The organism is Novosphingobium malaysiense, assembly GCF_000802225.1.
GTDB classification, from domain to species: Bacteria; Pseudomonadota; Alphaproteobacteria; order Sphingomonadales; family Sphingomonadaceae; genus Novosphingobium; species Novosphingobium malaysiense.
In genome coordinates this window covers 1020190-1044568 of record NZ_JTDI01000001.1, presented here as the reverse complement: position 1 = coordinate 1044568, position 24379 = coordinate 1020190, and the positions used below count along the sequence as shown (strand labels likewise).

The window sequence follows — 24379 nt, the reverse complement described above, 5'->3', positions numbered from 1 at the left end:
TTCCGGGGCCCGGCCATCGTTCGCAGCACGGTCTCGGGCGGCTGCCGGAGCCGGTAAATGCGATTAGCTGTATACGGACGAAAGCGGCGTGCGGGGCACGAACGGCTGCCAGTTGCCTTCGGGTTGGGCAAGGCGATCGGCGATGATCTGGAAAACGGCCGGGTTGGTCACGAAACCGAAATGGCTGGAAACGACCTCGATATTCTCGTTGATCGCGTCGCTGTCGCTGACGCAGTTTTCCCATGCCGTGATGCCATCGGTGCGGCTGAAGACGGCGGTCGACGGGATGGGCAGCACATGCGCACCGGTGCGATAGCGCTCGAGCATCTTGTCGGAGGAAAAGTCGTTGCCCGTGGCGAACTGGTAGAACGACTTGAGGTTGGTCGCGTGCGGATCTCCCGAAAAGGGGCTGCCCAGCGAGATCACCTGGCGCAGGTCGTCAGGATCGCGTCGCGCCGCTTCGCGGGCGATGACACCCCCGAGACTCCAGCCCACCAGGCTGACCTTGCGCCCCGATGCCTGGCGGATGGCGCGGATGCGCTCGGCGATGTGCTCGCCGTTCTCTCCGACGGTGTGATGGTCGAAGTTCCAGCCCAGATCCATCGGGTGAACCTCGTAGCCCTGCGCGGCAAGGAAGTTGCGCAGGAGCGCGGTCATCGAATCGCTGGTGGCGAATCCCGGCAGCACCATGACCGGATGGCCGTCGCCGCGCGGCGCCATGGCCAGCACCGGGCTCAGCGCAAGGGTGGCTCCCGCCTCCATGATACAGCGTCCCAGTTCGAGGAACGCAAGGCCAACGAAAGGCGCCCGGATCGGCGTCTCGGACGGGGTCACGCTCATTCAGTCCCGATCCCTGCGCACGGCGCGATCACTCTGGGTCATGCTTGTTCCTGCCTATCATAGCTGCGCAGTGCGGAGATTGGCGATTGTCCGGCAAATCGGGTGCCGCGTCATCCTAGCTCTTTGGCTATCCCCGGGGCGCAGGCCGAGGGAAGGTGTCAGAGGCTATAGGCGGTGCGCGTCGCGCTGTAGCGCGCCAGGCTGAGCGCCATGATGACGATGTCGCTGGTCGCTCCCTCCGCATCGCGGACCTGATCGCGCAGCAGCGCCTCGGGAGAGAAGCCCAGCTCCTCGAACATGCGCAGCGCACCTTCCTGATCGGGCGTCATCTGGACCGTCAGCTTCTCGACGTCCTCTGCCAGGGCCTGGTCGACGCAGTGCAGCGCCAGGAGCCGACCCAGGCCCATCGAGCGGCTGTCGACGCCGACGAGGATGCGAATGTCCGCGACATGGCTCGTCCAGCTGAGGCGGTCGCGCACCAGCGCCGAGCAGCCGCGCATGCGTCCCTTGTCGTCGATCGCCACGAGGCTCGAGATGGAGCCGCCTGGACCCGTCTGCTCGATCCAGGCCGACACGACCTTGTCGTGCCGGATATCGCGCTGGAGAAACAGCAGATCGTGCGGCGGAAGCGAACGCGCGAAGGCCAGGATCGCGTCCTTGTCGCCGGCCTCCATCGGCCGTAGCGAAACGCGCACGCCGTCCAGTTCAAGTTGGGTCGGGCCGATATCCGTGCCGGTCGTCATGTCGATCTTACTCCAAGCCAATCGTCGATGTGCGGCCACAGGCGCCGGACGGCCGCAGGGCCGGCCACGAGGCTCACGTGGCCGCCTTTCGATACGATTTCCTGCCGGTCCGTGGCTCCCGTCATTTCCATCAGGGGGCGGGTCGCCTCGTGGCTGACGATGTGGTCGTGCTGGGCCACGATATTGAGGATCGGGCAGGTGATCTGCGAGAGGTCGACGTGCCGATCCGCGATGTCCAGCGTGTCGTTGACCAGTGCGTTGTCCCACATGAGCCGGGTGATCAGCTCGCGGAAATACGTGCCGGGAAGCGGCAGCGTTTCGGCGGCCCAACGGTCGAACATGCGGTAGGATTTGACGAAGTCGTCGTTCCACATGTTGTTCCACAAGGTCATGCGGCCGGCCGTCCGGTTGGCCGGGCGGGAGAGGTCGAAAGCGCCGAGCATGACGTCCGCCGGGATGATGCCCAGGTTGTTGACGAGCAGTTCGACGTCGAAGTAGCGCTTGTCCGCCCATGACTGGAACAGCGTCATGTAGTTGAAGTCGACGGGCGTCGCCAAGGTTATGAGGTTGCGGATCGGTGCGGGATGGAGCGCGGCATGGATCGTCGCCAGCGTTCCGCCCATGCAGTATCCGGCCAGCGAGACGTCTTCCTCACCGGTGACATCGGCCACGGCGGCGAGGCTATCGGGCAGAAACCGGTCGACATAGTCGCAAAGGCCGAGTTCGGCCTCGTCGCGGCGCGGCGGGTTCCAGTCGAGGTTGTAGACGTCATAGCCGTGGTTCAGCATGAATTCGACAAAGCTCTGTCCCGGCGCCAGGTCGAATATGTAGCCGCGGTTCGAGGGCGGCGAGACGATCACCAGCGGTACGCGGTAGATTTCGTCCAGCACGGGTTCGAAGCGATAGAGCACCGCCGTTCCGTCGCGGTGGATTACCGACTTGGGCATGGTGCCCACGGGCTCGCGGTCCGCGATCAGGAAATCGAGGCCCTTGATGTTGCGTTTGAGCGCGCGGTCTATTTCCAACTCGACGCGGCGCGCAATATCTTCATTTTCGTTCACGCACGGCTCCTCCCCCTGGAAACGTTCAGGCCTTCCGTGTCTTGGTCTTGCCGGCAGGGACGCGCGTTCGCCGTGGTTCGGTCTTGGTGGGGGACGGGGTCTCTTCGTTTGCCAGTTTCTCGAGTGCGATGCGCAGTTGCGCGATGGAATCCTCGATCGCATCGAGCCGGTCGGTCATGGCTTCGACCTGTGTCTTGGAGGGCAAGTTGAGCGATTGCAGCAGACCTTCGAGCTGTTCGCTCATCGTCTTCTGCGCCACCACGATCATTTTGGTAGCCTGCCCGAGAACGGCACTGAACTGTTCGCTTTGCGTGAGTTTGCCGGACCATGCATTGATCTCGCCCTCCCAGTCCTGAATCATCTTCTGCCAGGCGGCGATCGGGTCGTAGGCGTTATTGGTCATGCCTTGCATAATCGTCCGAAGACGGGCGAGGACAACTGGTACTTATGATGGATCGGACTTGGCCATGCATGGCCGAGATCTTTTCGCTGGACAGTCGGCCTTTACTGTTTCCCGCCTGATTTCAATGCGGTTTCCATGTAACGACGCGGTAGAGATAGTAGAGCAGGATCGCGGCGCCGATCACGTCCGATACCGGGTTGAGATAGCCCTGGACGGCCTTGTACTGCTCGCCAAGCAGATATCCGGCCATGGCGAGCAGGGCTGTCCAAAGAGCGGTGCCCAAGCTCGAGAACAGCAGGAAGCGGTCCAGCCGCATCTCGAACAGGCCGGCAGGAACCGAGATGAGCGTCCGCACGGCGGGGACGAGGCGGCCCATGAAGACCGCTTTCTCATTGTGCCGGTCGAACCATGTGTTCACGTGATCGACGTCCTTGGCGCTGAGCGTGAGCAACCGGCCATGCCTGCCGGCCCAGCGCCTAAGCCGGTCTTCGCCGACGAAGCGGCCGACAAAATACCATAGCGTCGCCCCCGCCAGCGAACCTGCGCTGCCTGAGAGGATGACCAGAACGATATTGAGATCGCCGCGTTCGGCATCGAAACCCGCCAGCGGCATGATCAATTCGGAGGGAATGGGCGGAAAGACGTTTTCCAGGAACATCAGGAGGGCAATCCCGGCGTAGCCGAACTGATCGATCAGGTGCGTGATCCAGTTGAACATTCGGGCTCCTGCAGACGCGCGCCGCGATCGATCGGCATTCTCGCGCTGCGCTTGAGGGAGAGTCGCTTCGGCACGTTCGGGCGGTGCCGCATTCGGCCGATGGTGCTTGCAGGACATAACCCATACGGAAGAAGGGCGTTCCATGATTGGGATTTTGTAACCTGCCGATTGGGGTCTTGCTCAGAGGTTCGAACGTCGGTTGCCGGGAGATCTCAGCGGCCATCTCAGCGGGCGCGGCGCCAGATCTCGGTACCGGCGGTCTGGAAGCGCGCCTCGGAAAAGCGTTCGAACATGTCTGCACGGGCGGCTTGCCCCATCGCCGCAAGTCGTTCCGGGTGGGAAAGAGCGTCCCGCAGGGCATGGGCGAGCGAGTCCACATCGCCTGGATCGACGAGCCATCCCGTCTGTCCCGGTACGATGGAGTGAGGCATTTCTCCGACTTTCGATCCGATCACCGGAAGGCCCGCGGTCAGGGCCTCGTGCGCCGCGATGCAAAAGCCTTCGGCGCGAGACGGTTGCAGATAGAGATGGAGCCCGGCCAGAAAGGCGCGCGGGGCTTCCGTATAACCCGCAAGGGACAGATTGGTGATGCCTGCCTCGCGTGCGAGCGTCTCAAGCTGCTCGCGTTGATCCCCTTCGCCCGCGACCGCGATCTCGAACGGCGCCGGCGGGGCGAAGCCTTCGGCCGTAAGTCGCGCCAGTGCGGCTATCAGGATGTCATACCCCTTGGCGGGGTGGAGCCGCCCGAGACTGCCCAGCCGCAGCGATTGACCCGGCGACCAGAATTCGGCCTTCGGCATGGTCGGATCGGCGAAGTAGATCGGCCACGTCTCGATGCGATCCGCGGCGATCTTGAGCCGATCCACGCTCAGTTCGGCAACCGAGCGCGAATCGGCGACCCACAACCTGGCGCGCGATTGCAGCAGCCGCAGCAGCCGGCGGTTCCAGGGTTTGAGGAACGCGTTGTGCTGCCAGGCGATGACGGGCAATCCCAGCGAGGGCCCGATCACCAGGCCCAGCAAGGTTGCGCGGCTAAGCGAGGTCCAGACGTGGGTCGCGCCCCAGCGGCGCAACTCGCGTTTCAGCCACAGGGCCGCGGCAAGATGATCGGTTTCGCCGCCTTCGCGGACGACCGGATCGAGGCCGGCCGCGACCATAGCCGGAAGCGCGCGGCCATTGCGCCGGGTCAGCGCGAAGACACGCACGTCGGCACCGGCATCGCGGAGGACGCGGGTGATTGCCGGCACCGGCAGAGCTGCGCCGCCGCCTTCCAGTGAGTTGATGACATAGGCGATCCGGGGCCGCATCATCGCCGCGTGCTGCTGTGCCAGGCCAGAAAGACCAGGAGCCCGCTCGCGACCACGGCCTGCCCCACGGCCTGGACGCCGGCTCCCATCAGACCGAAGCGGTGGAGCAGGAAGGGAAGAGCCGGCAGGAAGACCAAGCTGGAAAAGAGGTTGGCGCTCATCGAACGGGCGGGATGGCCCAGTGCGGAAATCGCCGAACTGCATGGCGGTCCGACCAAGGCGATCGCGCGCGCCGCGACGAGGGCAACCATCACCGAGGCCGCGGCGGCAAAGGAGCTGCCCGCGAGCAGGTGGACAACGGCCTGCGGGAACAGGGCGACGATTGCCACGATCGGCAGGGCGGCAAGAAGGCTGATCCCCACCACCTTTGCAAGCGTCTGGCGCAGCGGCCGGCCTCCGCCGCCTTCCGCGACAATATGGGAAAGCTCCGCATAGGAAGTGTTGCCCAGGATCTGCGCCGGCTGGGCAATGATCACGGTGGCTCTCTGGGCCACGGCGAACAGTCCTGCCGATGCCGGCCCGAGCACCCAGCCAACGATCAGCGGGGCAATCCTGCCCGAAAGATCGCGCAGCGTGACGTCGGCGTTGCTGGCGATCAGAAAGCGCCAGATGCCGGGGTTTTCGCTCGTGACTTCGCCCGGCTCCGGCCTCCACAGGCTCGGGCCGAGGCGCCGTGCCGCGAACCAGAAACCCATGGCCCACAAGACGGCGAACTCGGCGAGCGCTGCCAGCAGCCACACCACGAGAAAGGACTTGAGGCCCCAGCCGAATGCGATGACCACCAGTGCCCCGCCCAGCCGGACGAGGGGCTGGACGAGGTTGTGCAAGCCGATGAGGTCGAACCGTCCGATCAACTGCAGGTAGCCCGATGGCGTCGAACGCACCGAGCCCAGCACGGCAAACGCATAGATCTGCGCGAAGGCCATCGCCTTGGGCGGCCATCCCAGGTGGGGGCCCACCAGCGATGCCAGCGCCATGGCGGAAAGGATGGCCAGAGCCCCGCCAGTCAGTTCGACGGTTGCGCCGAAACGCAGCAGACGGGCCATGCGCTGCGTGCCCGATTCCTTCTCTGCCTCGGCGCCGTAGCGTACGATGGCCTGCCAGGCGGGAAACTCGACGATACCGCACACGGTAGTGACATAGGCATGCACCAGCACCAGCACGCCATAGTCTGTGGGACCGAGATAGCGTGTTGCCATCAGCAGGTAGAGCAGGCTGAGCAGGCCAGCGCCGGCCTTGCCGCCCAGCACCAGACCGATGCCCTTGAAGATACGGCCTATGCGGCCGGAGGATGGCTCTACGTGCGCTGGCAAAATGGCATCCCGACCCGGGCGTTTACGGCCCATCAGACCGGTGCGATTAGCAGCAACCTTCACGTGATGTCACTGTGCCGCGCCGAAAACGGCCTCAGGCGCCAACGAGCCGCAGCTGCGGACGCGGCGACGACCGGCCATGGACGAAGTCGAGGAGCGCTTCGGCGGCACGCACGGATGAAGGCTTGGCGGTGAGGTCGAAGCTTTCCGCGAACATGTCTTCCTGCACAGTCCGGTAGTGCGTCTCGTGAAGGTCTTCGGCCCGCGCCAATGCGGCCGGCAATTCATCCGGCCCGAGAATGACCTCGCCTGCATGCCAGTGCTTGAAATTGGGATCGCCGACCCAGTTATGGCGATGCGTGTTCATGAAGATGCAGGGGCGCGGATTCAGGAGAAATTCGTAGACTTGGCTGCTTGCGTCGCCGAGATAGATGTCGGCGGCCTGTGTATAGGTCATGTCGGTCGAGGCACGGCTGCCGAGATCGATCTTGATGTTGTCGCCGCGCAGGAAGCGCTTGGGGATGTCTCCCGCGCTGTTGATCGTCAGCTTGTCGATGGTCACCACGAAGTTGCGCTGGAACAGCATCACATGGGGCGCGAAGATGACGCCGTAGTGCGGGTTGTCGAGGAAATAATCCAGCACCCCGTGCCCGTGGCGATACCACGACGACAGGTGGGGAGAGGGGTGTGGGTTGTAGAGAACGACCTTTTCGGCCGTCGGCAGGAAGCGATGACGTCGCGCATTCCTTACCAGATCGAATTTGGGATAGCCGACGATCGTGATCGCGTCCGGGGACACTCCTGCCTCGGCGACAAGGCGATCGCGGATTTTGGGCCCCGAACAGAGCACATGATCGAACCCGGCACTCGCCTTGTCGAAGCCGATGGCGCGGTCGCCGGCGCCGTGGCGGGTGTGGATGATGGCGAGATCATCGAGCCCGTATCGCGTCTTGAGAATTAGCGATGTCTTTTCGGCGACGACCAGCACGTCCAGACTACGGAAGAAATCGAGGTTGTCCTTGTAGATCAGAATCTTGTTGGCCGGGACGACTTTTCCCAGAACCGCGTCCAGACTGCGCGAGACGGCCGATGGGGATAGCTGGACGTGCTCGATCTGCGTACCGATCAGTTGCCCGCCGATCCGCTGGACCTCGCGGGCGAGGGGAACGGTTGTGGTGGCAACGATTATCTCTCCCGAGAACCCGCCTTCGGCAAGGGCGAGCGCTATGGGGAGGCTGTGGGCGACCTGGTGAATCTGGTCGTGATTGAACAGGAAGCCTATGCGCATGCCCCCACGACGCCGCGGCCGGCCGGTCTCCCCAGTCGCGCGTCGGAAAAAATATCTGGAACACCGACTTCCTGCGAAAAGCGGGTTACCGATGACCGCTGTCGAGGCGATTGGGGACGGAGCGCGCGCCGCCCGGTTTGTCGCGGGTTCGCGCTAGACCGTCTCGAGCGGCGTGAAGCGTGCCGGCATGATGGGCGTCTTCGCCAGTGTACCGTCGTCGTTCTTTTCGACCAGCGTGATCTGCTGCGTGTCGGACGGCCCCAGCGGCATCACGAGCCGGCCGCCCGCCTTGAGTTGTTCGGCCAGTGGCGCAGGAATCTCCTCTTCCGCGGCGGTGACGAGAATCTTGTCGAACGGCGCCTTCTCCGGCCATCCGCGCGACCCGTCGCCAACGCGCAGATCGACGTCCTCGTAGCCGAGCGTCATGAGGCGCGACTCGGCCATCTCGATGAATTCCTCGACCACATCGATGCTGGCGACGTGGCGGCTCAGTTCGGCGAGCAGGGCGGCCTGATAGCCGTATCCGGTCCCGACCTCGAGCACGCTGTCGTCGGGTTGCACGTCGAGCAGGTCTATCATCAGTGCCGCTATGAAGGGCTGGGAGATGGTCTTGTCGAAACCGATCGGCAGCGGCCCGTCCTGGTAGGATGCGAGGATCAGTTCGCGCGGGACGAAGACATGGCGGGGGACCTTGAGCAGGGCTTCGCGCAGCCGCTCGCCCATGTGCGGCTTGCCGAGTTCGTCGCTCAGCAGGTCGAAATGGATGTCGATCACTTCGACCATGTGGCGCCGGTAGATGGCAAGGTGATCTTCCGTCAGAGGTTTCATGGCATCTGTCCGCTTGCGGCTGGCGTGGCGTTGAATTGTCTCGCGGGGCTCGGCAGCCCTTACCTCATATAGGCATGCCGGTTGTGCTTGCGAGATGAGTCCGCCCCTGCCGCACAGAGTGGACCTTCAACGCCGGGTGCAGGGTGCCCCCTGCGGAAATGTCATGCGTATGAGGCCGAGGCCGTCCCGGCTGTCTGTGCGCCGGGCAGATGGAGCACGAAAAGGCTGCCTTTTTCCGGCGTGCTCCGGATCGAGAGATGCCCGCCAAGCTGGGCGGCGAAGCGCTTTACCTGCATGAGCCCGAGCCCGACGTCCTTGCCGGGCTTGGTCGTGAAGAACGACGTCGCCGCGCGTTCGAGAACCTGGGGTTCCATTCCGGTGCCGGTGTCGGCGACGGCTACCAGGACCTGTCCTCGCGAAGGCCGGGCATCGACCGTGATGACCCCGCCACGATGAATCGCTTCCTCCGCATTGCGGATCAGGCTCTTGATCGCCGCTTCGAATTCATCTGGATCGGCAACAATGAAGGGCAGGCCCTGCCATACCCTGACACTCAGCAGTATATCCTCTGGCAGGTGCGGCCGCAGCTTGCCGGCGAGACGCGACAGGATTTCGCCCACGTCTATGCGGGTTTTCGCCCGGGCTCGCTGTTCTACCAAGAGACGGGCCGCAAGGTCCTGGGCGCAAGCCGTGGTCCGGCGCATGGAGTCGAGGATGGCGCCGCGCTTCGCTTCGTTTGCGCTGCTCTCGATAAGGCCGAAACCACTTGCGATGGCTGAAAGCATGTCGCGCAGGTCGCTCAGACGCGCTGGCTGCGCAACATGGATCGAATCGACGGGATGGGGCGCGCGGTAGGCCCCGCGATGTTCGACGAAGCCTGTTTTCTTACCGTTTTCGGCGGTGGCGCCCTCGATCCGCATTGTCACCTCGGTGGTCTGGCTTTTCCGGAACGGTTATGCTGGAGCATTCGAACGACGCGCGCACTGGGTAGATTCCCGGAGCCGGCTTGCGAGCCGTCGAACGGGAACGAGGATTGACTGGCCTCAATGATCGACGGCTGCAAGTCTGGTTCCCACGCGCTAGATCGCTTATGAGGCATTGGTCACTCGGTGGCTGTAGGCACCGGACATGATGATTGATTGCCGGCAACGAGGCTGAAGCCATGCAGGACATCAGGCCAGACACGTCGCACGTCGTGATCGATGCGCACGGCCTGCAATGCCTGATCGATGCTCTCTCGCAGGACGGGCGCCGGGTGGTGGGTCCGACAGTGCGCGACGAAGCCATCGTCTATGACGATATCGCTGGTCTCGGGTCCCTGCCCAGGGGGTGGACCGATCGGCAGGAGGCGGGGCGTTATGCGCTCGAACGGCGGGAGGACGAGGCCTGCTTCGGTTACGTGGTGGGACCGCATTCGTGGAAGAAGTTCCTGTTCCCGCCTGTCGAGACTTTGTGGAAAGCGCGGCGGGAAGACGACGGCACAATGGCGGTGTCCCGTCCGGAACGCCCCGCTGACCGTTTTGCGTTCATCGGTGTGCGCGCCTGCGAGATCGAGGCCATCGCCATTCAGGACCGGGTCTTTGAACAAGGGCCCTATACCGACACCGCCTATGCCGCACGGCGATCGGATGCCTTCATCGTTGCCGTCAACTGCGGGCAGGCGGGTGGAACCTGCTTTTGTGTGTCGATGGAGACCGGCCCCAGAGCTACCCACGGTTTCGACCTGGCATTGACCGAAATGATCGAAGGGGCGGAGCACCGCTTTCTTGTCGAAATCGGCAGCGAGGAAGGCCGGAGCGTCATGGCGCAGGTGCCGCACGTTCGCGCCGACGAGGCTCGCATCGGAGCAGCCAGTGCCATCGTCGAGCGTACCGCCGCCCAGATGGGCCGGCACCTCGATACCGATGGCCTCAAGGAGTTGCTGCAGGGCAATCTCGAACATCCGCGATGGGATGATGTGGCGGATCGTTGCCTTACATGCGCCAATTGCACGATGGTCTGCCCCACCTGCTTCTGTTCGACGGTGGAAGATCACAGCGATCTCGCAAACCGTGAAGCCGAGCGCGTACGCAAGTGGGATTCCTGTTTCACGATGGATTTTTCGTACATTCACGGCGGCAGCGTGCGTGCCTCGACAGCTTCGCGGTACCGGCAGTGGATGACGCACAAGCTGGCGAACTGGATTGATCAGTTCGGCACCTCTGGATGTGTTGGCTGCGGGCGCTGCATCACATGGTGCCCGGTCGGTATCGACCTGACGCAGGAGGCTGCCGCCATCCGGGCCACGCCGGGCGAGGGGAGGAGCTGATGAGCATCGAGACAATGGACCGGATCCTCGCCAGCCAGGCCTTCTTCGCGGACTTTCCGGCGGAATTCGTCGAACTGCTTGCCGGCTGCGCGCGCAATCAACATTTCAAGGCGGGTGAATACCTCATCCGGGAAGGCGATCCGGCGGACAGGTTCTTCCTCGTTCGACAAGGCAAGGTCGCGCTGGAAATAACCGCGCCCGCCCGCGCGCCGGTGATCGTCACGACGCTGGGCGAAGGGGAGATCGTAGGCGTGTCGTGGCTGATTCCGCCATACCGCGCGGAATTCGATGCGCGCGCCGTGGAACCGGTCCGCGCCATCGGCATCGATGCCAAGTGCCTGCGTGGAAAATGCGAGGCCGACCATCACCTCGGCTACGAGATGATGAAGCGGTTCCTGCCGGTCATGGTCAAGCGGTTGCATGCGACGCGGCTCCAAATTCTCGACGTTTACGGGCAGCCCTGATGCCTTCGGACGTTTTCGCTGCCGATCCTTTCCTTCCCGATCTATACCGCGTCGGGAAGGTGCGGCGCGAATTGGCCGATGCCGTAACCCTGGAACTGGAGCCGCAATCGGGCCCGCGGCCCGATTTCCGGCCCGGCCAGTTCAACATGCTCTATGCCTTCGGTGTCGGTGAAGTGGCGATCAGCATGAGTGCCAGCGCCCGGCTGGGGACCGGCTTCGTCCATACCGTCCGCAATGCCGGCGCGGTCAGCGGCGCGCTGGCGCGGCTGGAGCCGGGCGCGACGCTGGGCGTGCGCGGGCCGTTCGGCACCGGCTGGCCTGTCGTCAAAGCGGAAGGCCGCGATGTTCTGATCGTCGCGGGCGGGCTCGGCCTCGCGCCGCTACGGCCCGCCATCCAGGACGTGCTTGCCCATCGCGAGCGCTATGGCCGGGTGACGATCCTCGTCGGCTGCCGCAGCCCGCACGACATCCTCTATCAGCACGATCTGGAGGAGTGGCGGCAGCGGCTCGACGTGACGGTGGAAGTCACGGTCGACCATGCCGGGACGGACTGGCACGGCGATGTCGGCTTCGTCACCACCCTGATCCCGCGCTCGCCGTTCGATCCGGACAAGACCGTAGCCATGGTCTGCGGTCCCGAAGTAATGATGCGCTTTGCCGCCAGCGCCCTGCTCAAGGCGGGCGTGCCGGCAAGCGAGATACACCTGTCGATGGAGCGCAACATGAAGTGCGCGATCGGTCTGTGCGGCCATTGCCAGTTCGGGCCCACCTTCGTCTGCAAGGATGGCCCGGTCTTCCCGCTCGATCGGATTTCCGGGCTGCTGGCGGTGCAGGAGATCTGACATGACCGCCCGCCCCAAACTCGCCGTATGGAAGTTCGCCTCGTGCGACGGCTGCCAGCTCTCGCTGCTCGATTGCGAGGACGAACTGCTGGCCGTGGCCGGGGCGGTGGAGATCGCGAACTTCCCCGAAGCCTCGAGCGCCATTGTCGAAGGGCCCTACGACCTCTCGCTGGTCGAAGGATCGATCACCACGCCGCACGATGCCGAGCGCATTCTGGCAGTGCGCAAGCAATCGAAGTTCCTCGTCACCATCGGCGCCTGCGCGACGGCGGGCGGCATCCAGGCGCTGCGCAATTTCGCCGACGTGAAGGACTTCGTGGCCGCAGTCTATGCCTCGCCGCAGTACATCGACACGCTGGCGACATCGACGCCGATCTCGGCGCATATCCCGGTCGACTACGAACTCCACGGTTGTCCGATCAATAAGGCGCAACTGGTCGAGGTGATCTCGGCCTTTCTCGCGGGCCGCAAGCCGGCGGTGCCCGCGCACAGCGTCTGCATCGAGTGCAAGCAGCGCGGCAGCGTCTGCGTGATGGTACAGGGCACGCCCTGCCTCGGCCCGGTGACCCATGCCGGCTGCGGCGCGATCTGCCCGGCCTACCGGCGTGGCTGCTATGGCTGTTACGGTCCGATGGAAACGCCCAACATGCCGGCGCTGGCCCGCGGATGGCGCGAACTGGGCGCCGACGGACGCGATATCCGGCGCGCCCTGCGCAGCTTCAATGCCTGGGCCGAACCCTTCCGCAAGGAGAGCGCGGCGCATGACGACTAAGACGATCAAGGTCGATTATCTCGCCCGCGTCGAAGGCGAAGGCGCCCTCGATCTGCATATCGAGGGCGGCACGGTGAAGACCGCGAACCTGCGCATCTTCGAGCCGCCGCGTTTCTACGAAGCCTTCCTGCAGGGCCGCTCGCACATCGAGCTGCCGGACATCGTCGCGCGCATCTGCGGCATCTGCCCGGTCGCCTACCAGATGAGTTCCGTGCAGGCGGTGGAGAATGCTTTCGGCGTGAAGGTCGAAGGGCAACTGCGCGCGCTGCGGCGGCTGCTCTATTGCGGCGAATGGATCGAAAGCCATGCGCTGCATGTGGTGATGCTCCACGCGCCCGATTTCCTCGGCTATCCCGATGCGATCCGCATGGCGGAAAAGCACGGCGACGTCGTGCGCAAGGGGCTGGCGCTCAAGAAGACCGGTAATGCCATCCTGCGGATTTTGGGCGGTCGCGAGATCCATCCGGTGAACGTGAAGCCGGGCGGGTTCTACAAGGTGCCCACCAAGGCCGAACTTGTGCCGCTGGCGGAAGAGCTCAAGCAGGCCTTCGACCTGGCTGTCGATCTGGTGCGCTGGGTTGCGACGTTCGATTTCCCCGACCTCGAACGCGACTACGAATTCGTCGCGATGCGCCACCCGGACGAATATCCGATCACCGAAGGACGGCTGGTTTCGAACCGCGATATCGATATCGACATTGCCGATTTCGAAAGCGAATTCGAGGAACGCCACGTCGCTCATTCCACCGCGCTGCATGCGCTGGTGAAGCGGCGCGGGGCCTATCTGGTGGGGCCGATGGCGCGCTACGCGCTGAACTACGACCGCCTGCCGGGTTCGATCCGGGGACTGGCGCGCGAGGCGGGGCTCGGACCAGTGTGCTCCAATCCTTTCCGCAGCATCGTCGTGCGCGCGCTGGAAACGGCCTTTGCCTGTGAGGAGGGCTTGCGTCTCATTGCCGCCTACGAGCAGCCGGAGAGCCCCGCCGTACCGCTCGAACCGCGTGCGAGAACCGGTTTCGGCTGCAGCGAGGCCCCGCGTGGCATCTGCTGGCATCGCTACGATTTCGAGGAAGACGGCACGATCCGCACCGCGCGCATCGTGCCGCCCACGTCGCAGAACCAGCCAAGCATCGAGGAAGACGTCGCCGCCGTCGCCGCGCCGATTGCCAGCGAGCCCGACGACGTGATCCGGCATCTCTGCGAGCAGTCGATTCGCAATTACGATCCCTGCATCTCGTGCTCGGCGCACTTCCTCAAGCTGTCGGTGCACCGCACGTGACGCGGCGCCTGCTGGTCCTGTGCCTGGGCAACCCCGACCGGGGCGACGACGGTTTGGGACCGGCTGTCGCCGAGGCGCTGGCCGGCAAGTTGCCGCCCGAGGTGACGCTCATGGCGCGTAGCGGCGACATGCTGACGATGCTTGAGGACTGGGCCGGTTTCGATGCGCTCATCTGCGTCGATGCCGCAGGCGGTGGCGATCAGCCGGGCCGCATTCACCGCATCGATCTGGCAGAGGAGGAGTTGCCGCGCGACATGGCGTTCCTCTCCAGCCATGCGTTCGGATTGGGCGAAGCGATCGCGCTCGCCCGGACGCTCGATCTCGCGCCCCCTGATATCGTCGTCTACGCTGTCGAAGGGCAGCGTTTCGACGGAGGGGCAGAGATGACGCCGCCCGTCTCTGCGGCCATCGGCCCGGTGGCGGAACGTATCACCGCCGAAGTGGCAAGACTGCAGGAGGCTGCAAACCATGCATGAAACGGGCATTGTCCGCGATCTCGTCCGCCATCTGGAAACGGTGGCGCGCGATGCCGGCGCCGAGGCCGTATCGGGGGTTCAGGTCTGGCTAGGCGCGCTGAGCCAGTTCTCGCCCGAGCACTTTCGCGAGCACTTCGACGACGAGGCGCGCGGCACGATCGCCGAGGGCGCGGCGCTGGACATCCTCACGTCCGACGATCCGGGTGATCCCGATGCGCTGCACGTGATGATCCGCAGCGTCGATCTGGAGGTCTCCGAGACGGAAGACTGAATGCCGATGGAGCCTGCCGCCTGCCTTGCCGTGCCAGACGCCCAGCGGATCAGGCTGGACGTGACAGGCGCCGTACAGGGCGTGGGCTTCCGGCCTTTCGTGTACCGACTGGCGGTGGACGAGGGGTTGGCAGGCTACGTGCGCAACACCGCTGCCGGCGTCACGTTGGAAGTGGAGGGGCCCGACAGCGCGATCGAGCGGTTTCTGGCGCGGCTAAGGCGCGAGGTTCGTCCACCGGCCCTGATTGAAGGGCTTTCGCGGAAAAGTCTTGAGCCAACCGGGCGGCAGGGCTTTACCATTTCATCAAGCAGTTCTGATGCCGCGCCCTCAGCTCATATCCTGCCCGATCTGGCGATGTGCGAGGACTGCCGCGCCGAAGTCTTCGATCCGGCGGATCGCCGCTATCGCTATCCCTTCACGACCTGCATGCACTGCGGCCCGCGCTACAGCATTATCGAGACGGCGCCCTACGACCGGGCGCGCACCGCCATGCGGCACTTCGCGATGTGCCCTGCCTGTCAGGCCGAATACGACGATCCCGCTTCGCGCCGCTTCCATGCCGAGACCAACGCCTGTCCCGATTGCGGGCCGCAACTGGCCTTGCATGCTGTCGATGGAACGCTGCTGGCCAAGTCGGACGATGCGCTGCAGGGCGGGATAGAAGCCCTGCGCGAAGGCCGTATCGTAGCGCTTAAAGGGCTTGGCGGTTTTCAACTTCTCGTCGATGCCCGGAATGAGGAAGCGGTCGCGCGGCTGCGAGAGCGCAAGCATCGTCCTGCCAAGCCTTTTGCCGTGATGGTTGGCTCGTCGGCGGAAGCAGAGGCCATCGCGCATCTTTCCCCGTTGGAGCGCGACACGCTGGAAAGCGCTGCGGCACCGATCGTGCTGCTCCAGGCGCGCAAGGATGCCGTCCGTCCTCTTGCGCCGAATGTCGCGCCGGGCAATCCGAACATCGGCCTGTTGCTGCTCATTACGCCGCTGCATGGCCTGCTGATGGACGCGCTGGGCTTTCCCATCGTAGCGACCAGCGGCAACCGCAGCGGCGAGCCTATTGCGGCCGATGATGACGAGGCTTTCGCCCGGCTTGCCGATATTGCCGATTTCTTCCTGACCCATGACCGCCCGATCCTGCATCCGGTCGATGACTCAGTGCTGCGGGTGATTGCCGGCCAGCCGACCGTCTTGCGCTGCGCACGCGGTTTGGCGCCGCTGGTGTTGCCCGATCCAAAGCAGACACAACCGTTGGTGGCGTTGGGCGGGCATATGAAGAGTGCCTTGGCACTCGGACGGAGCGGGCAGATCGTGCTGGGCCCACACATCGGCGACCTCGCCCACAGTGAGACACGCGAAGCCTTTGCACGGTCGGTCACGACCATGCGTTCGCTCTATGCCGTTGAACCTGCAGCGGTCGCCTGCGACGCGCATCCGGACTATCACACCTCCCGCGTGGCGGATGGCATGGGGCATCCAGTCTCCCGCGTTCCCCACCACTTGGCGCATGTTCTGGCTGTCATGACCGAGCACGCGCTCACCGGCCCGGTTCTGGGCGTAGCCTGGGACGGCACCGGCTGCGGCGAGGATGGAACGCTGTGGGGCGGCGAATTCCTCACCGTCGATGGCACCGCGCATCGCCGCGTCGCGCATCTGTTGCCGTTCCGCTTGCCGGGCGGCGAGGCAGCCATTCGCGAGCCGCGCCGAACCGCCGTTGGCGTGCTTCATGCCCTCCACGGCGATGCTTTGTGGGATAGGGGTCATACGCCTCTCGCGGCCTTTTCCGCGGAAGAACGGGGGATGCTCCGCGCGATGTCGGAACGAGGGCTCAATGCCCCTCTCACCTCCAGCGCCGGGCGGCTGTTCGATGCGGTGGCAAGCCTTCTGAACCTCTGCCAGCGTGCCTCGTTCGATGGCGAAGCGGCCATGGCGGTCGAATTCGCGGCGCAGGCGGCGAGGACGGTACATGCCTTGCCGCGCCCGGTGATCGTGCCGGAAGGCGACGTGATGGCTATCGACTGGCGGCCGATGGTGTCCGCGTTGGCGGATGCCGCGTTTGCCGGTGTGGAGGCTGCAGATCTGGCCGCCGGGTTCCACCACTGGCTGGCCGAGACCATCGTCGCCCTCGCCCGGCACGAGGGTATCTCGCAGGTCGTATTGTCTGGAGGATGCTTCCAGAACGCGCTTCTCACCGAACTGGCGATGACGCGTTTGCAGGAGGCGGGCTTTCGCGTTTACCGTGCCATCCGCGTGCCCCCCAATGATGGTGGGCTGGCGGTAGGACAGGCGGCCTGGGCGGCGCGCCTTCTGGATAAGGTGACCGGCTGATGTGCCTTGCAGTTCCCGGCGAGCTGTTGGAAATCGAGGGCGACGATCCGCTCACCCGCAAGGGACGCGTTGCCTTTGCCGGTGTCGTGCGGCGGGTGAACCTGGCCTATGTCCCGGAAGCAGAGCCCGGCGCCTATGTGCTGGTCCACGCCGGTTTCGCCATTGCCGTGATCGACGAGGCCGAAGCGCAGCGTACCCTGGCGCTGCTCGATGAGATCCCGTCGGAGAGCGCCCGGTGAAGCATGTCGACGAATACCGCGATGCCGCCGACGCGCATCGCTATGCCGAGGCGATTGCCCGGACCGTGACGCGGCCGTGGTCGATCATGGAGATCTGCGGCGGGCAGACCCATTCCATCGTCCGTCACGGGATCGATCGCCTGCTCCCCGAGGGCGTAACCCTGCTCCACGGCCCCGGCTGCCCGGTCTGCGTGACTCTGCCGGGCATGATCGATGCGGCGATTGCCATCTCCAGTCGTCCCGAGGCGATCCTGTGCTCGTTCGGCGACATGCTGCGGGTGCCGGGCAACGAAGGCAGTCTGCTTGCTGCCAAGGCCCGGGGCGCGGATGTGCACATGGTCTATTCGCCGCTCGATGCGCTCGACATCGCGCGGAACAATCCCGAGCGCGAGGTGGTGTTCTTCGCCATCGGGTTCGAGACGACGGCTCCGGCCACGGCGATGGCTGTGTTGCAAGCGGAGCAGAAGGGGCTGACGAACTTCTCGCTATTGGTCAGCCATGTTCTGGTGCCGCCAGCCATGGAAGCGCTGCTGGGCGATCCCGCCTCCGACGTGGACGGCTTTCTTGCGGCCGGTCATGTCTGCACGGTGGTCGGATACGAGGACTATCCACCCATCGCGCAGCGCTATCGCATTCCCATTGTCGTCACCGGGTTCGAACCGCTCGACCTGATGCAGGGCCTCTACATGTGCCTCCGGCAGCTCGAAGAGGGGCGCTGCGAGGTCGAGAACCAGTACAGCCGCTCGGTCCGTCCTGCCGGCAACCCTGCTGCGCGCGCGGCGGTGGAGCGGGTCTTTGCGGTCCAGTCGCAGGAGTGGCGCGGCATGGGGCGGATCGCGGCGAGCGGTCTGGGCTTGCGGCCGCCCTATGCCCATTTCGATGCGTTAGAGCGCTTTCCCGCGATCGCGGTTGGCGCTGAGAGCGAAAGCGCCTGCATCAGCGGCGAAGTTCTGCGCGGCGTCCGCAAGCCATGCGACTGCCCGGCCTTCGGCGCGGCCTGCACACCCGAGCATCCGCTCGGCGCGACGATGGTCTCCTCCGAAGGCGCCTGCGCGGCCTACTACCGCTACCGTCGTCAGGCGAGGGTTCGGGAAGCAGTGGCATGACCGAGACCCTGGGGTTCACGCTGCAATGTCCGGTGCCCGACCACGGCAATGAACGGATCGAGCTTGCCCACGGCAGCGGGGGACTGCTGACCCATCGCCTGATCGAAGAGGTCTTCCGGCCCGCCTTCGCACAGTCGCCCGAGGACTTCACGCACGACGGCGCACTGATCGACGTTCCCGGTGCGCAGATCGCTTTTACGACGGACAGCTATGTCGTCCGGCCGCTGGTCTTTCCCGGCGGCGACATCGGCTCGCTGGCCGTGAACGGTACGGTCAACGATCTCGCGATGTGCGGTGCGCGACCGCTTTGGCTGAGTGCCGGGTTCGTGATCGAGGAGGGGTTTCCTGTCGAAGACCTGCGCCGCATCGTCGGGTCGATGCGCGATGCTGCGCAGGCTGCGGGTGTGCGCCTCGTCACCGGCGATACCAAAGTGGTCGAGCGCGGTCATGGCGACGGGCTCTACATCAACACCTCGGGCATCGGCGCAGTGGTTGCCTTGCAGCCGATTTCCCCCCGACAGGTGCAGCCGGACGACGTCGTGATCGTCAGCGGAGACCTTGGCAGGCACGGGATGGCGGTAATGGCGGCGCGCGAGAACCTCGGTTTCGAGCCGCCGATCGTCAGCGATTGCGCTCCGGTTGCGGCACCGGTCCTGCGGCTGCTGGAGGAAGGCGTGAACCTCCATTGCCTTCGCGACCTGACCCGTGGCGGGCTGGCGACGGCCCTTATCGAGATTGTCGAAAGCGCGGGCGTCGGGATGGAACTGGAAGCCTCGGCCATTCCCGTTTCAGCCCCCGTTCGCGGCGCCTGCGAGATCCTGGGGATCGATCCGCTCTACGTCGCGAACGAAGGGCGGTTCGCTGCCATCGTGCCCGAAGGCGATGCAGGGCATGCCCTTTCCATTCTGGGTGAGTTCGACGGCGCCGCCACTGTCATCGGCTCGGTCCGGTCGGGCGGGACAACCGGAAGCGTCGCCCTGAAGACGATGGGCGGCAGCTACGCGCTAGACAGGATCGCGGGCGAACAGCTTCCGCGCATCTGCTGAACTTGGGGCGGCCAGAGGTCGATACCCTCACGAAGACTGCAGGCCGGACTGCAAGAGCCCGGCCTGCGCAAGAGATCTTCGCTTTTCTCGCCTCTGACGGGGCTCAGTCGCCGAAGTGGTATTTGAGCCGCACGCCCCACATGCGCGGTTCGTTCACGTGTCCGCCGTCTATTCCGATCTGGTGATAGGCCTGTGACGGAAAGACGATCCGGGCTTCGTTCGTGACATTGGTCATGAAGAAGGACAGATCGAAGTTCGAGTTCATGACGGAATCCCAGCTGGCGTTTAGATTGAGCAGATCCGATGCCTTGATCATGTACACCGGCGTGGCCTCAGGCGACGTTGCCTGATTCTTGTCCGTGTGGACGTAAGTCGCGCCAAACGAAATCCTGCCGATGCTGTCGTCAAGCGGGAGCGTATAATTTCCCGATACCGTCACGCGGTTCTTGGGCGACAGCGGAAGGGGACCTCCCACGTCGGTGGCCGAATAGACCGCCGAATAATAGACCGGTACCGGCGGCGGCGTGAATTCCTGCAACTTGGTGTTGAGGTAGGTATAGGCCACGTTGAGCTGCAGGCCTTCGAAAGGCCGGATCGACGCATCGGCCTCGATGCCCCACATTCGCGACTTGCCGGCATTGACGTTCGGAGAGGCCGGAGGAATCCTGTTGAGGTATTCCTGGGCGACCACGGTGTTGGTGGTCAACTGCTGGTCGCGGAAATCGTTGTAGAACGCCGTCACGTTGAAATAGCCGGGCATTGCACCACGGAAACTGGTCTTGGCGCCGATTTCGTACGTATCGACCTTTTCCGGTCCGACGGTTTCAAATCCGATGCTGTTCGAGGTAATGGACCCCATGCGGTAGCCGCGCGACCATTTGGCATAGAGCATCATGTCGTTGTTCGGGCGGTACTCGAGATCCATGGTCCAGGTGGGCCGGTTCGACTTGATCTTCCGGGTAACGTCGCAAACGGTGGGATCGGTCACGACGCCCGAATTGGTAAGGTCGCCGGTGGCGGGGTCGACTGTCGGCTGGCAGACCGAGACCCAGTATCCGCTGCCGGGCACCGCTTCGATGATGCTGAGACGCTCGGCCAGGTCGCGTTGACGGTCCATCGTGTAACGGAAGCCGCCGGTGAAGCTGAGCTGGTCCGTCAGCTTGTAGGTAGCCTGCGCGTAGAGGCCCTTGTTGTTGAAGTAGTCCTTGGTGCTGTCATCGGAAATCTGACCGATGCCGAGTGGATTGGTGCACACGACATTGGCGATGTCCGAGCAGGTTGCGAAAATGTCGATGAGCTGGCTGTTCCAGCCCAGCGGCTTGCTGATTTCAAGGTAGGCACCGGCCTGCCAGTTCAGGCGGCCATCGAGCGTCCGGCCCTGCAGCTGGAATTCTTCGGTAAAGGTCGATTGATCCGTGGTGTGGCCCAGTCTTCCCCCCACCAGCGTGATGGCATTGGTGAACAGCATTCCCGCGCCCGGGAAACCTTGGGGAAAGATGAAGTTGTCGCCCCACAGGTGAAAGGCGGCGTCTTCCTGGTATTCCGCGTAGGAGGCGATGTTCTTCACGGTCAGCGTATCGCTGGCCTGCCAGGTCGTGGTGTTGATGACCTGCCATTGCTTGATGCGCTGGCGAGGATAGGCGAAGTTGCTCTCGACGTCCCAGTAGCCGTCCCCGCGCGCTTCCTGCCGGGCGACCTGGGCACATCCCAGGAAGGCGAGTATCTGAGTCTGGTCTCCCTGCAGGAAGGCTCCCGCGCCGGCCTCGTTGCAGACCGTGATCTTGGGAACGTCGCCATTGGTGTTGGAGCGGCTGTAGCTGAAGATCGTGTAGTTCTCGAGATCGGGCGTAAGATCGGCCACGACGCTCAGGCGTGCGGCGATATAGTCGGTGTCGCGATAATGATCGGGACCGACGCCGCTGTGATTGGTGATATAGCCGTCGCGCTTGTTGCGATCGACGCCCAGTCGCACCCGGAAGGTGTCGCTGAGCGGCACGTTCAGAACGGCTTCGACCCGGCGCAGGTCATACTTGCCGAGCGATGTCTGGACGTATCCCTCGAGCCGGTCGCGCGGCTTGGTCGGCACGAGCAGGATTGCGCCACCCGTGGTGTTGCGTCCGAACAGCGTGCCCTGCGGCCCCTTGAGAACCTGCACGTTTTCGAGGTCGAACATGCTGCCGACACCGGCGCCGTTGCCCGACGTGGTGGGACCGTTCGCCCTGGGCGCGATGACGTCGGCAAAATAGACGCCGACGGTCGGAGCGGTGTGATAGGACTGCGTGAAACCGCGGATGACGAAGCTCGCCTTTTCCGGACCGAACTGCTGGTTGACGCTCAGCGAGGGCACGTAGTTGCCAAGGTCTGCCGTACTCACGACATTTCGCTTGGTCAGCGTCTCCTGGTCTAGGACGGTGATCGAGATCGGCACATCCTGCAGGCGTTCTTCGGAACGCCGCGCGGTGACTATGATCTCACCCGGCGCGGAGGCCACGGTGGCTGTGGAGTCCTGGCTGTCCTGCGCCAATGCCGGCGTGGTTACGGCAGACAGCATAATCGTCGAAAGCGCCGTGGCGGCGCAAAGGTGTGTGCTTTTCATGACCTCCCCTCACTCCCACTTATCAATGGATAGCTGACACAGACACTTTGTCTTGCAAAGTCCCTGTGTCAAGCAGGTTTTGTCGAAGCATCAGGAAGCATTACAGGAATTGCCGATAGGGCGACCGGGCCCGTGCCAAAGCAAGGGAAGAGCGCTGATTTTGTCCGAAATTGTGAACCGGGCGGATTTTCTTGCCTAACCGGTGCGCCGCCTCAGTTCGCTCGGGCGCATGCCGGTTGCTCGGCGAAAAGCGAAAGAGAAGCTCGCTGTCGTCGAAAATCCCAGCATGGCCGCGATTTCGGCGACGGGACAGTCGGTTTCGAGAAGCAACCGGGACCCGCGGTCCACGACGACTTCGTCGATGTACTTGCCGAGCGTTCGCCCGGTCTCCTGTTTGAAGGCGCGGCTCAGCTGGCGGACCGTCAGGCCGCAGATTTCTGCGAGTTCCGGCAAGCGAGGGGCGGGGCCATCTGCACGGATACGCTCTTCTATCAGGCGCAGGCGCCCGGGAGCGAGTCCACCCTTGCGACGCCCCTCCGGTTCTGCGGCCAGCGCCCTGATCCCGCGGGCAAGTTCCACGCACAGGGCGGTTGCGTAAGCGTCCACCGCCTTTTCGAAACCGAAGCGGGCATCGCGCAGTTCGTCATAGATGCGGTTGAGCAGCAACTCGACCGCCAGTGCATCGAGTTTTGTCTGGAGGCCCTCGTGCGCGCTGTCGAGATACGTCGAATTGCCAACCATTCGGATGAGACTTGCGCGATCAATGCCGCAATAGAGGGAACGCACGTGTCCGGCCGGCACGCTCAGGCGGAATGTCGACGCGGGATAGATCAGGAGGACACGACCGATCGTCTCCATGGCTCTGCGTTGTGGGCACCCCGGCGTGGATATGCGTGCGCGCGGCGGCCTGGGAGAAAGAGCGAGATTGAAGGCGAAGACGTCGTCGGTGTGATCGATCATCAGCTCGACAGGATGCTTCCAGTCGAATGTTCCCAGCTCAACGATAGCCGAGCCGAGCCGGAGTTGCCTGCCGGCTTCGTAATGGATGGGCGTGCCGGCCAGGTGCGCGTTTGCCGGCGAGGAAAAATCCAGCCCTTCTGCACCCATTGGCAAGCCGCTCCCGGGGAGGCGGGCCACGCCGCCTCTCCTGCATGATTATCGTTCGCTGCAAGGTGCCACTACAACCCGTCGCATGGCAAGAGCGGTCGGCTCCGGGCAAGCGACTAAAGCTGGCTGTAATAGGTGTAGCTGGCCCTGACTTCGTCGAACAGGACGCCGCGCTCGTATCCGAGCAGGGCGGTTTCCTCCGCTGGAGGCTCGTAGTCGGGAGTCCTGCCGCCGATGTAGGCGATGATCTCACGCGACAAAATCGGGTGGTCCTCGTCGCGCACCTCAAGCTTGCGCGGATTGCCGGCGGCTTCGTACCACAGCCCATAGAAGTCCTGCCAGGTCAGGTTCACGTCGCCGATAAGGTAGGACTTGCCGGACTCCCCGCGTTCGAGTCCGCCCAGCATCGCCTGGGCGACGGAACGGCAGGTCATGAAGTTGCCGCCGCCCGGGGGGACGAAGTCGGGCCATTCGATCATACCTGCGGCGGCCTTGGCGAGAGCTTCCCAGTGCGGGTTCGTCAGCCCCGGCGTATAGCCCACGATCCAGGGCAGCGCGCAGCTGCAGACGTTGAAGTCGGGGGAAGAAAGCGCGCGGACGGCTGCATCGGAAAGATGCCGTGAACGCACGTAGGGGATCGTCTCTATGCTTTCCGGCGCAACGAAGGAATAGAAGCTGCCCATGTAGACGCTCCGCCCGATGCCGGCGCGCTGGGCATGTTCGAAAAATCGGGGTAGCGCCTCGATGTTGGCCTTTGCGAAGTAGTCGGCCTGCGAGATCGAGCCGTCGCGCGGGAAGTTGCCCAGATCGTTGCCGGCACAGAAAACCAGCCAGTCGAATCCTTCGAGCCGTCCGTCGCCGCAGTCGTCGTTGACGTAGTCGGTTGCGATGAAGGACAGTTCGCGCAGTCTGGAGCTGTTTCCCGGACGCGAGCGCGACATGATCGTCACGTCGTGCCCCAGATCATGGAAGAACAGCGATACATGGCTGCCGATGAAGCCGGCACCACCGACAATGAGCACTTTCATGAATATCCTCCCTTTTCGGTCGTTC

General features: G+C 64.1%; 24 protein-coding genes. 11 read left to right on the top strand and 13 right to left on the bottom strand.

All coding sequences use genetic code 11. The annotated features are described in order from the left end of the window. Positions 1 to 63 precede the first annotated feature (63 nt). The 10 genes from LK12_RS04670 to LK12_RS04625 form a co-directional block, all read right to left on the bottom strand. Entirely contained in the window at positions 64 to 840 is a 777-nt protein-coding gene (locus LK12_RS04670) for an esterase/lipase family protein (protein ID WP_039279792.1), read from the bottom strand. Between the two features lie 158 nt (positions 841 to 998). Beyond that, positions 999 to 1583 carry a GNAT family N-acetyltransferase gene (locus LK12_RS04665; protein ID WP_039279789.1) on the bottom strand — a complete coding sequence of 195 codons (585 nt, stop codon included), beginning with the start codon at positions 1581 to 1583 and terminating at the stop codon, positions 999 to 1001. Beyond that, positions 1580 to 2644, bottom strand: coding sequence for an alpha/beta fold hydrolase (locus tag LK12_RS04660; protein WP_039279788.1), 1065 nt, complete (start codon positions 2642 to 2644; stop codon positions 1580 to 1582). The genes LK12_RS04665 and LK12_RS04660 overlap by 4 nt, the downstream gene beginning before the upstream one ends. Before the next feature lie 25 nt (positions 2645 to 2669). Beyond that, positions 2670 to 3047, bottom strand: coding sequence for a hypothetical protein (locus LK12_RS04655; protein ID WP_039279787.1), 378 nt, complete (start codon positions 3045 to 3047; stop codon positions 2670 to 2672). Positions 3048 to 3168: 121 nt separating this feature from the next. Beyond that, the gene (locus LK12_RS04650) at positions 3169 to 3765 is read right to left on the bottom strand and encodes a DedA family protein (protein WP_039280380.1); all 597 of its coding nucleotides are present in this window, start codon (positions 3763 to 3765) and stop codon (positions 3169 to 3171) included. A gap of 224 nt (positions 3766 to 3989) precedes the next feature. Further along, complete coding sequence (locus tag LK12_RS04645) at positions 3990 to 5075, bottom strand: glycosyltransferase family 4 protein (protein WP_039279785.1); 1086 nt, start codon at positions 5073 to 5075, stop codon at positions 3990 to 3992. After that, on the bottom strand, positions 5072 to 6418 hold the full coding sequence (locus tag LK12_RS04640; RefSeq protein ID WP_052223150.1) for a lipopolysaccharide biosynthesis protein: 1347 nt from the start codon (positions 6416 to 6418) through the stop codon (positions 5072 to 5074). Before LK12_RS04640 ends, LK12_RS04645 begins: the two co-directional genes overlap by 4 nt. A 61-nt stretch (positions 6419 to 6479) precedes the next feature. Further along, positions 6480 to 7673 (bottom strand): hypothetical protein, encoded by a 1194-nt coding sequence (locus tag LK12_RS04635; RefSeq protein WP_039279782.1) that lies wholly within the window; start codon positions 7671 to 7673, stop codon positions 6480 to 6482. Positions 7674 to 7826: 153 nt separating this feature from the next. After that, positions 7827 to 8501, bottom strand: coding sequence for a protein-L-isoaspartate(D-aspartate) O-methyltransferase (locus LK12_RS04630; RefSeq protein ID WP_039279780.1), 675 nt, complete (start codon positions 8499 to 8501; stop codon positions 7827 to 7829). A 161-nt stretch (positions 8502 to 8662) separates the two neighbouring features. Then, complete coding sequence (locus LK12_RS04625) at positions 8663 to 9421, bottom strand: sensor histidine kinase (RefSeq protein ID WP_039279777.1); 759 nt, start codon at positions 9419 to 9421, stop codon at positions 8663 to 8665. 242 nt (positions 9422 to 9663) lie between these two features. Here LK12_RS04625 and LK12_RS04620 point away from each other — a divergent pair, with 242 nt between their 5' ends. The 11 genes from LK12_RS04620 to hypE are packed head-to-tail and all read left to right on the top strand — an operon-like array spanning position 9664 to position 19623. Further along, on the top strand, positions 9664 to 10809 hold the full coding sequence (locus LK12_RS04620) for a 4Fe-4S dicluster domain-containing protein (RefSeq protein WP_052223187.1): 1146 nt from the start codon (positions 9664 to 9666) through the stop codon (positions 10807 to 10809). Continuing rightward, a complete protein-coding gene (locus LK12_RS04615; RefSeq protein ID WP_197063454.1) occupies positions 10809 to 11273 on the top strand; it encodes a cyclic nucleotide-binding domain-containing protein in 465 nt (154 codons plus the stop codon). The genes LK12_RS04620 and LK12_RS04615 overlap by 1 nt, the downstream gene beginning before the upstream one ends. Next, a complete protein-coding gene (locus tag LK12_RS04610) occupies positions 11273 to 12115 on the top strand; it encodes an FAD/NAD(P)-binding protein (RefSeq protein ID WP_039279775.1) in 843 nt (280 codons plus the stop codon). Before LK12_RS04615 ends, LK12_RS04610 begins: the two co-directional genes overlap by 1 nt. Before the next feature lies 1 nt (position 12116). Next, positions 12117 to 12887 carry an NADH-quinone oxidoreductase subunit B family protein gene (locus tag LK12_RS04605; protein ID WP_039279773.1) on the top strand — a complete coding sequence of 257 codons (771 nt, stop codon included), beginning with the start codon at positions 12117 to 12119 and terminating at the stop codon, positions 12885 to 12887. Next, the gene (locus LK12_RS04600; protein ID WP_039279772.1) at positions 12877 to 14166 is read left to right on the top strand and encodes a Ni/Fe hydrogenase subunit alpha; all 1290 of its coding nucleotides are present in this window, start codon (positions 12877 to 12879) and stop codon (positions 14164 to 14166) included. The genes LK12_RS04605 and LK12_RS04600 overlap by 11 nt, the downstream gene beginning before the upstream one ends. Then, positions 14163 to 14642, top strand: coding sequence for a hydrogenase maturation protease (locus LK12_RS04595; protein WP_039279770.1), 480 nt, complete (start codon positions 14163 to 14165; stop codon positions 14640 to 14642). Before LK12_RS04600 ends, LK12_RS04595 begins: the two co-directional genes overlap by 4 nt. Then, positions 14635 to 14913: a hydrogenase maturation nickel metallochaperone HypA gene (locus LK12_RS04590; protein ID WP_039279768.1), complete on the top strand. Its 279-nt coding sequence runs from the start codon at positions 14635 to 14637 to the stop codon at positions 14911 to 14913. The genes LK12_RS04595 and LK12_RS04590 overlap by 8 nt, the downstream gene beginning before the upstream one ends. Beyond that, positions 14914 to 17232: a carbamoyltransferase HypF gene (hypF, locus tag LK12_RS04585; protein ID WP_082010338.1), complete on the top strand. Its 2319-nt coding sequence runs from the start codon at positions 14914 to 14916 to the stop codon at positions 17230 to 17232. It abuts the gene before it with no gap. Continuing rightward, on the top strand, positions 17232 to 17471 hold the full coding sequence (locus LK12_RS04580; protein WP_039279766.1) for a HypC/HybG/HupF family hydrogenase formation chaperone: 240 nt from the start codon (positions 17232 to 17234) through the stop codon (positions 17469 to 17471). The genes hypF and LK12_RS04580 overlap by 1 nt, the downstream gene beginning before the upstream one ends. Beyond that, entirely contained in the window at positions 17468 to 18577 is a 1110-nt protein-coding gene (hypD, locus tag LK12_RS04575; RefSeq protein ID WP_039279764.1) for a hydrogenase formation protein HypD, read from the top strand. The genes LK12_RS04580 and hypD overlap by 4 nt, the downstream gene beginning before the upstream one ends. Next, on the top strand, positions 18574 to 19623 hold the full coding sequence (hypE, locus tag LK12_RS04570; protein WP_039279762.1) for a hydrogenase expression/formation protein HypE: 1050 nt from the start codon (positions 18574 to 18576) through the stop codon (positions 19621 to 19623). The genes hypD and hypE overlap by 4 nt, the downstream gene beginning before the upstream one ends. Positions 19624 to 19726: 103 nt before the next feature. Here hypE and LK12_RS04565 read toward each other — a convergent pair whose 3' ends face one another. The 3 genes from LK12_RS04565 to LK12_RS04555 form a co-directional block, all read right to left on the bottom strand. After that, positions 19727 to 22219, bottom strand: coding sequence for a TonB-dependent receptor (locus LK12_RS04565; protein WP_039279760.1), 2493 nt, complete (start codon positions 22217 to 22219; stop codon positions 19727 to 19729). 195 nt (positions 22220 to 22414) lie between these two features. Next, positions 22415 to 23356: a helix-turn-helix domain-containing protein gene (locus LK12_RS23715; protein WP_156135379.1), complete on the bottom strand. Its 942-nt coding sequence runs from the start codon at positions 23354 to 23356 to the stop codon at positions 22415 to 22417. 86 nt (positions 23357 to 23442) lie between these two features. Further along, on the bottom strand, positions 23443 to 24354 hold the full coding sequence (locus tag LK12_RS04555; RefSeq protein WP_039279758.1) for an NAD-dependent epimerase/dehydratase family protein: 912 nt from the start codon (positions 24352 to 24354) through the stop codon (positions 23443 to 23445). Positions 24355 to 24379 lie beyond the last annotated feature (25 nt).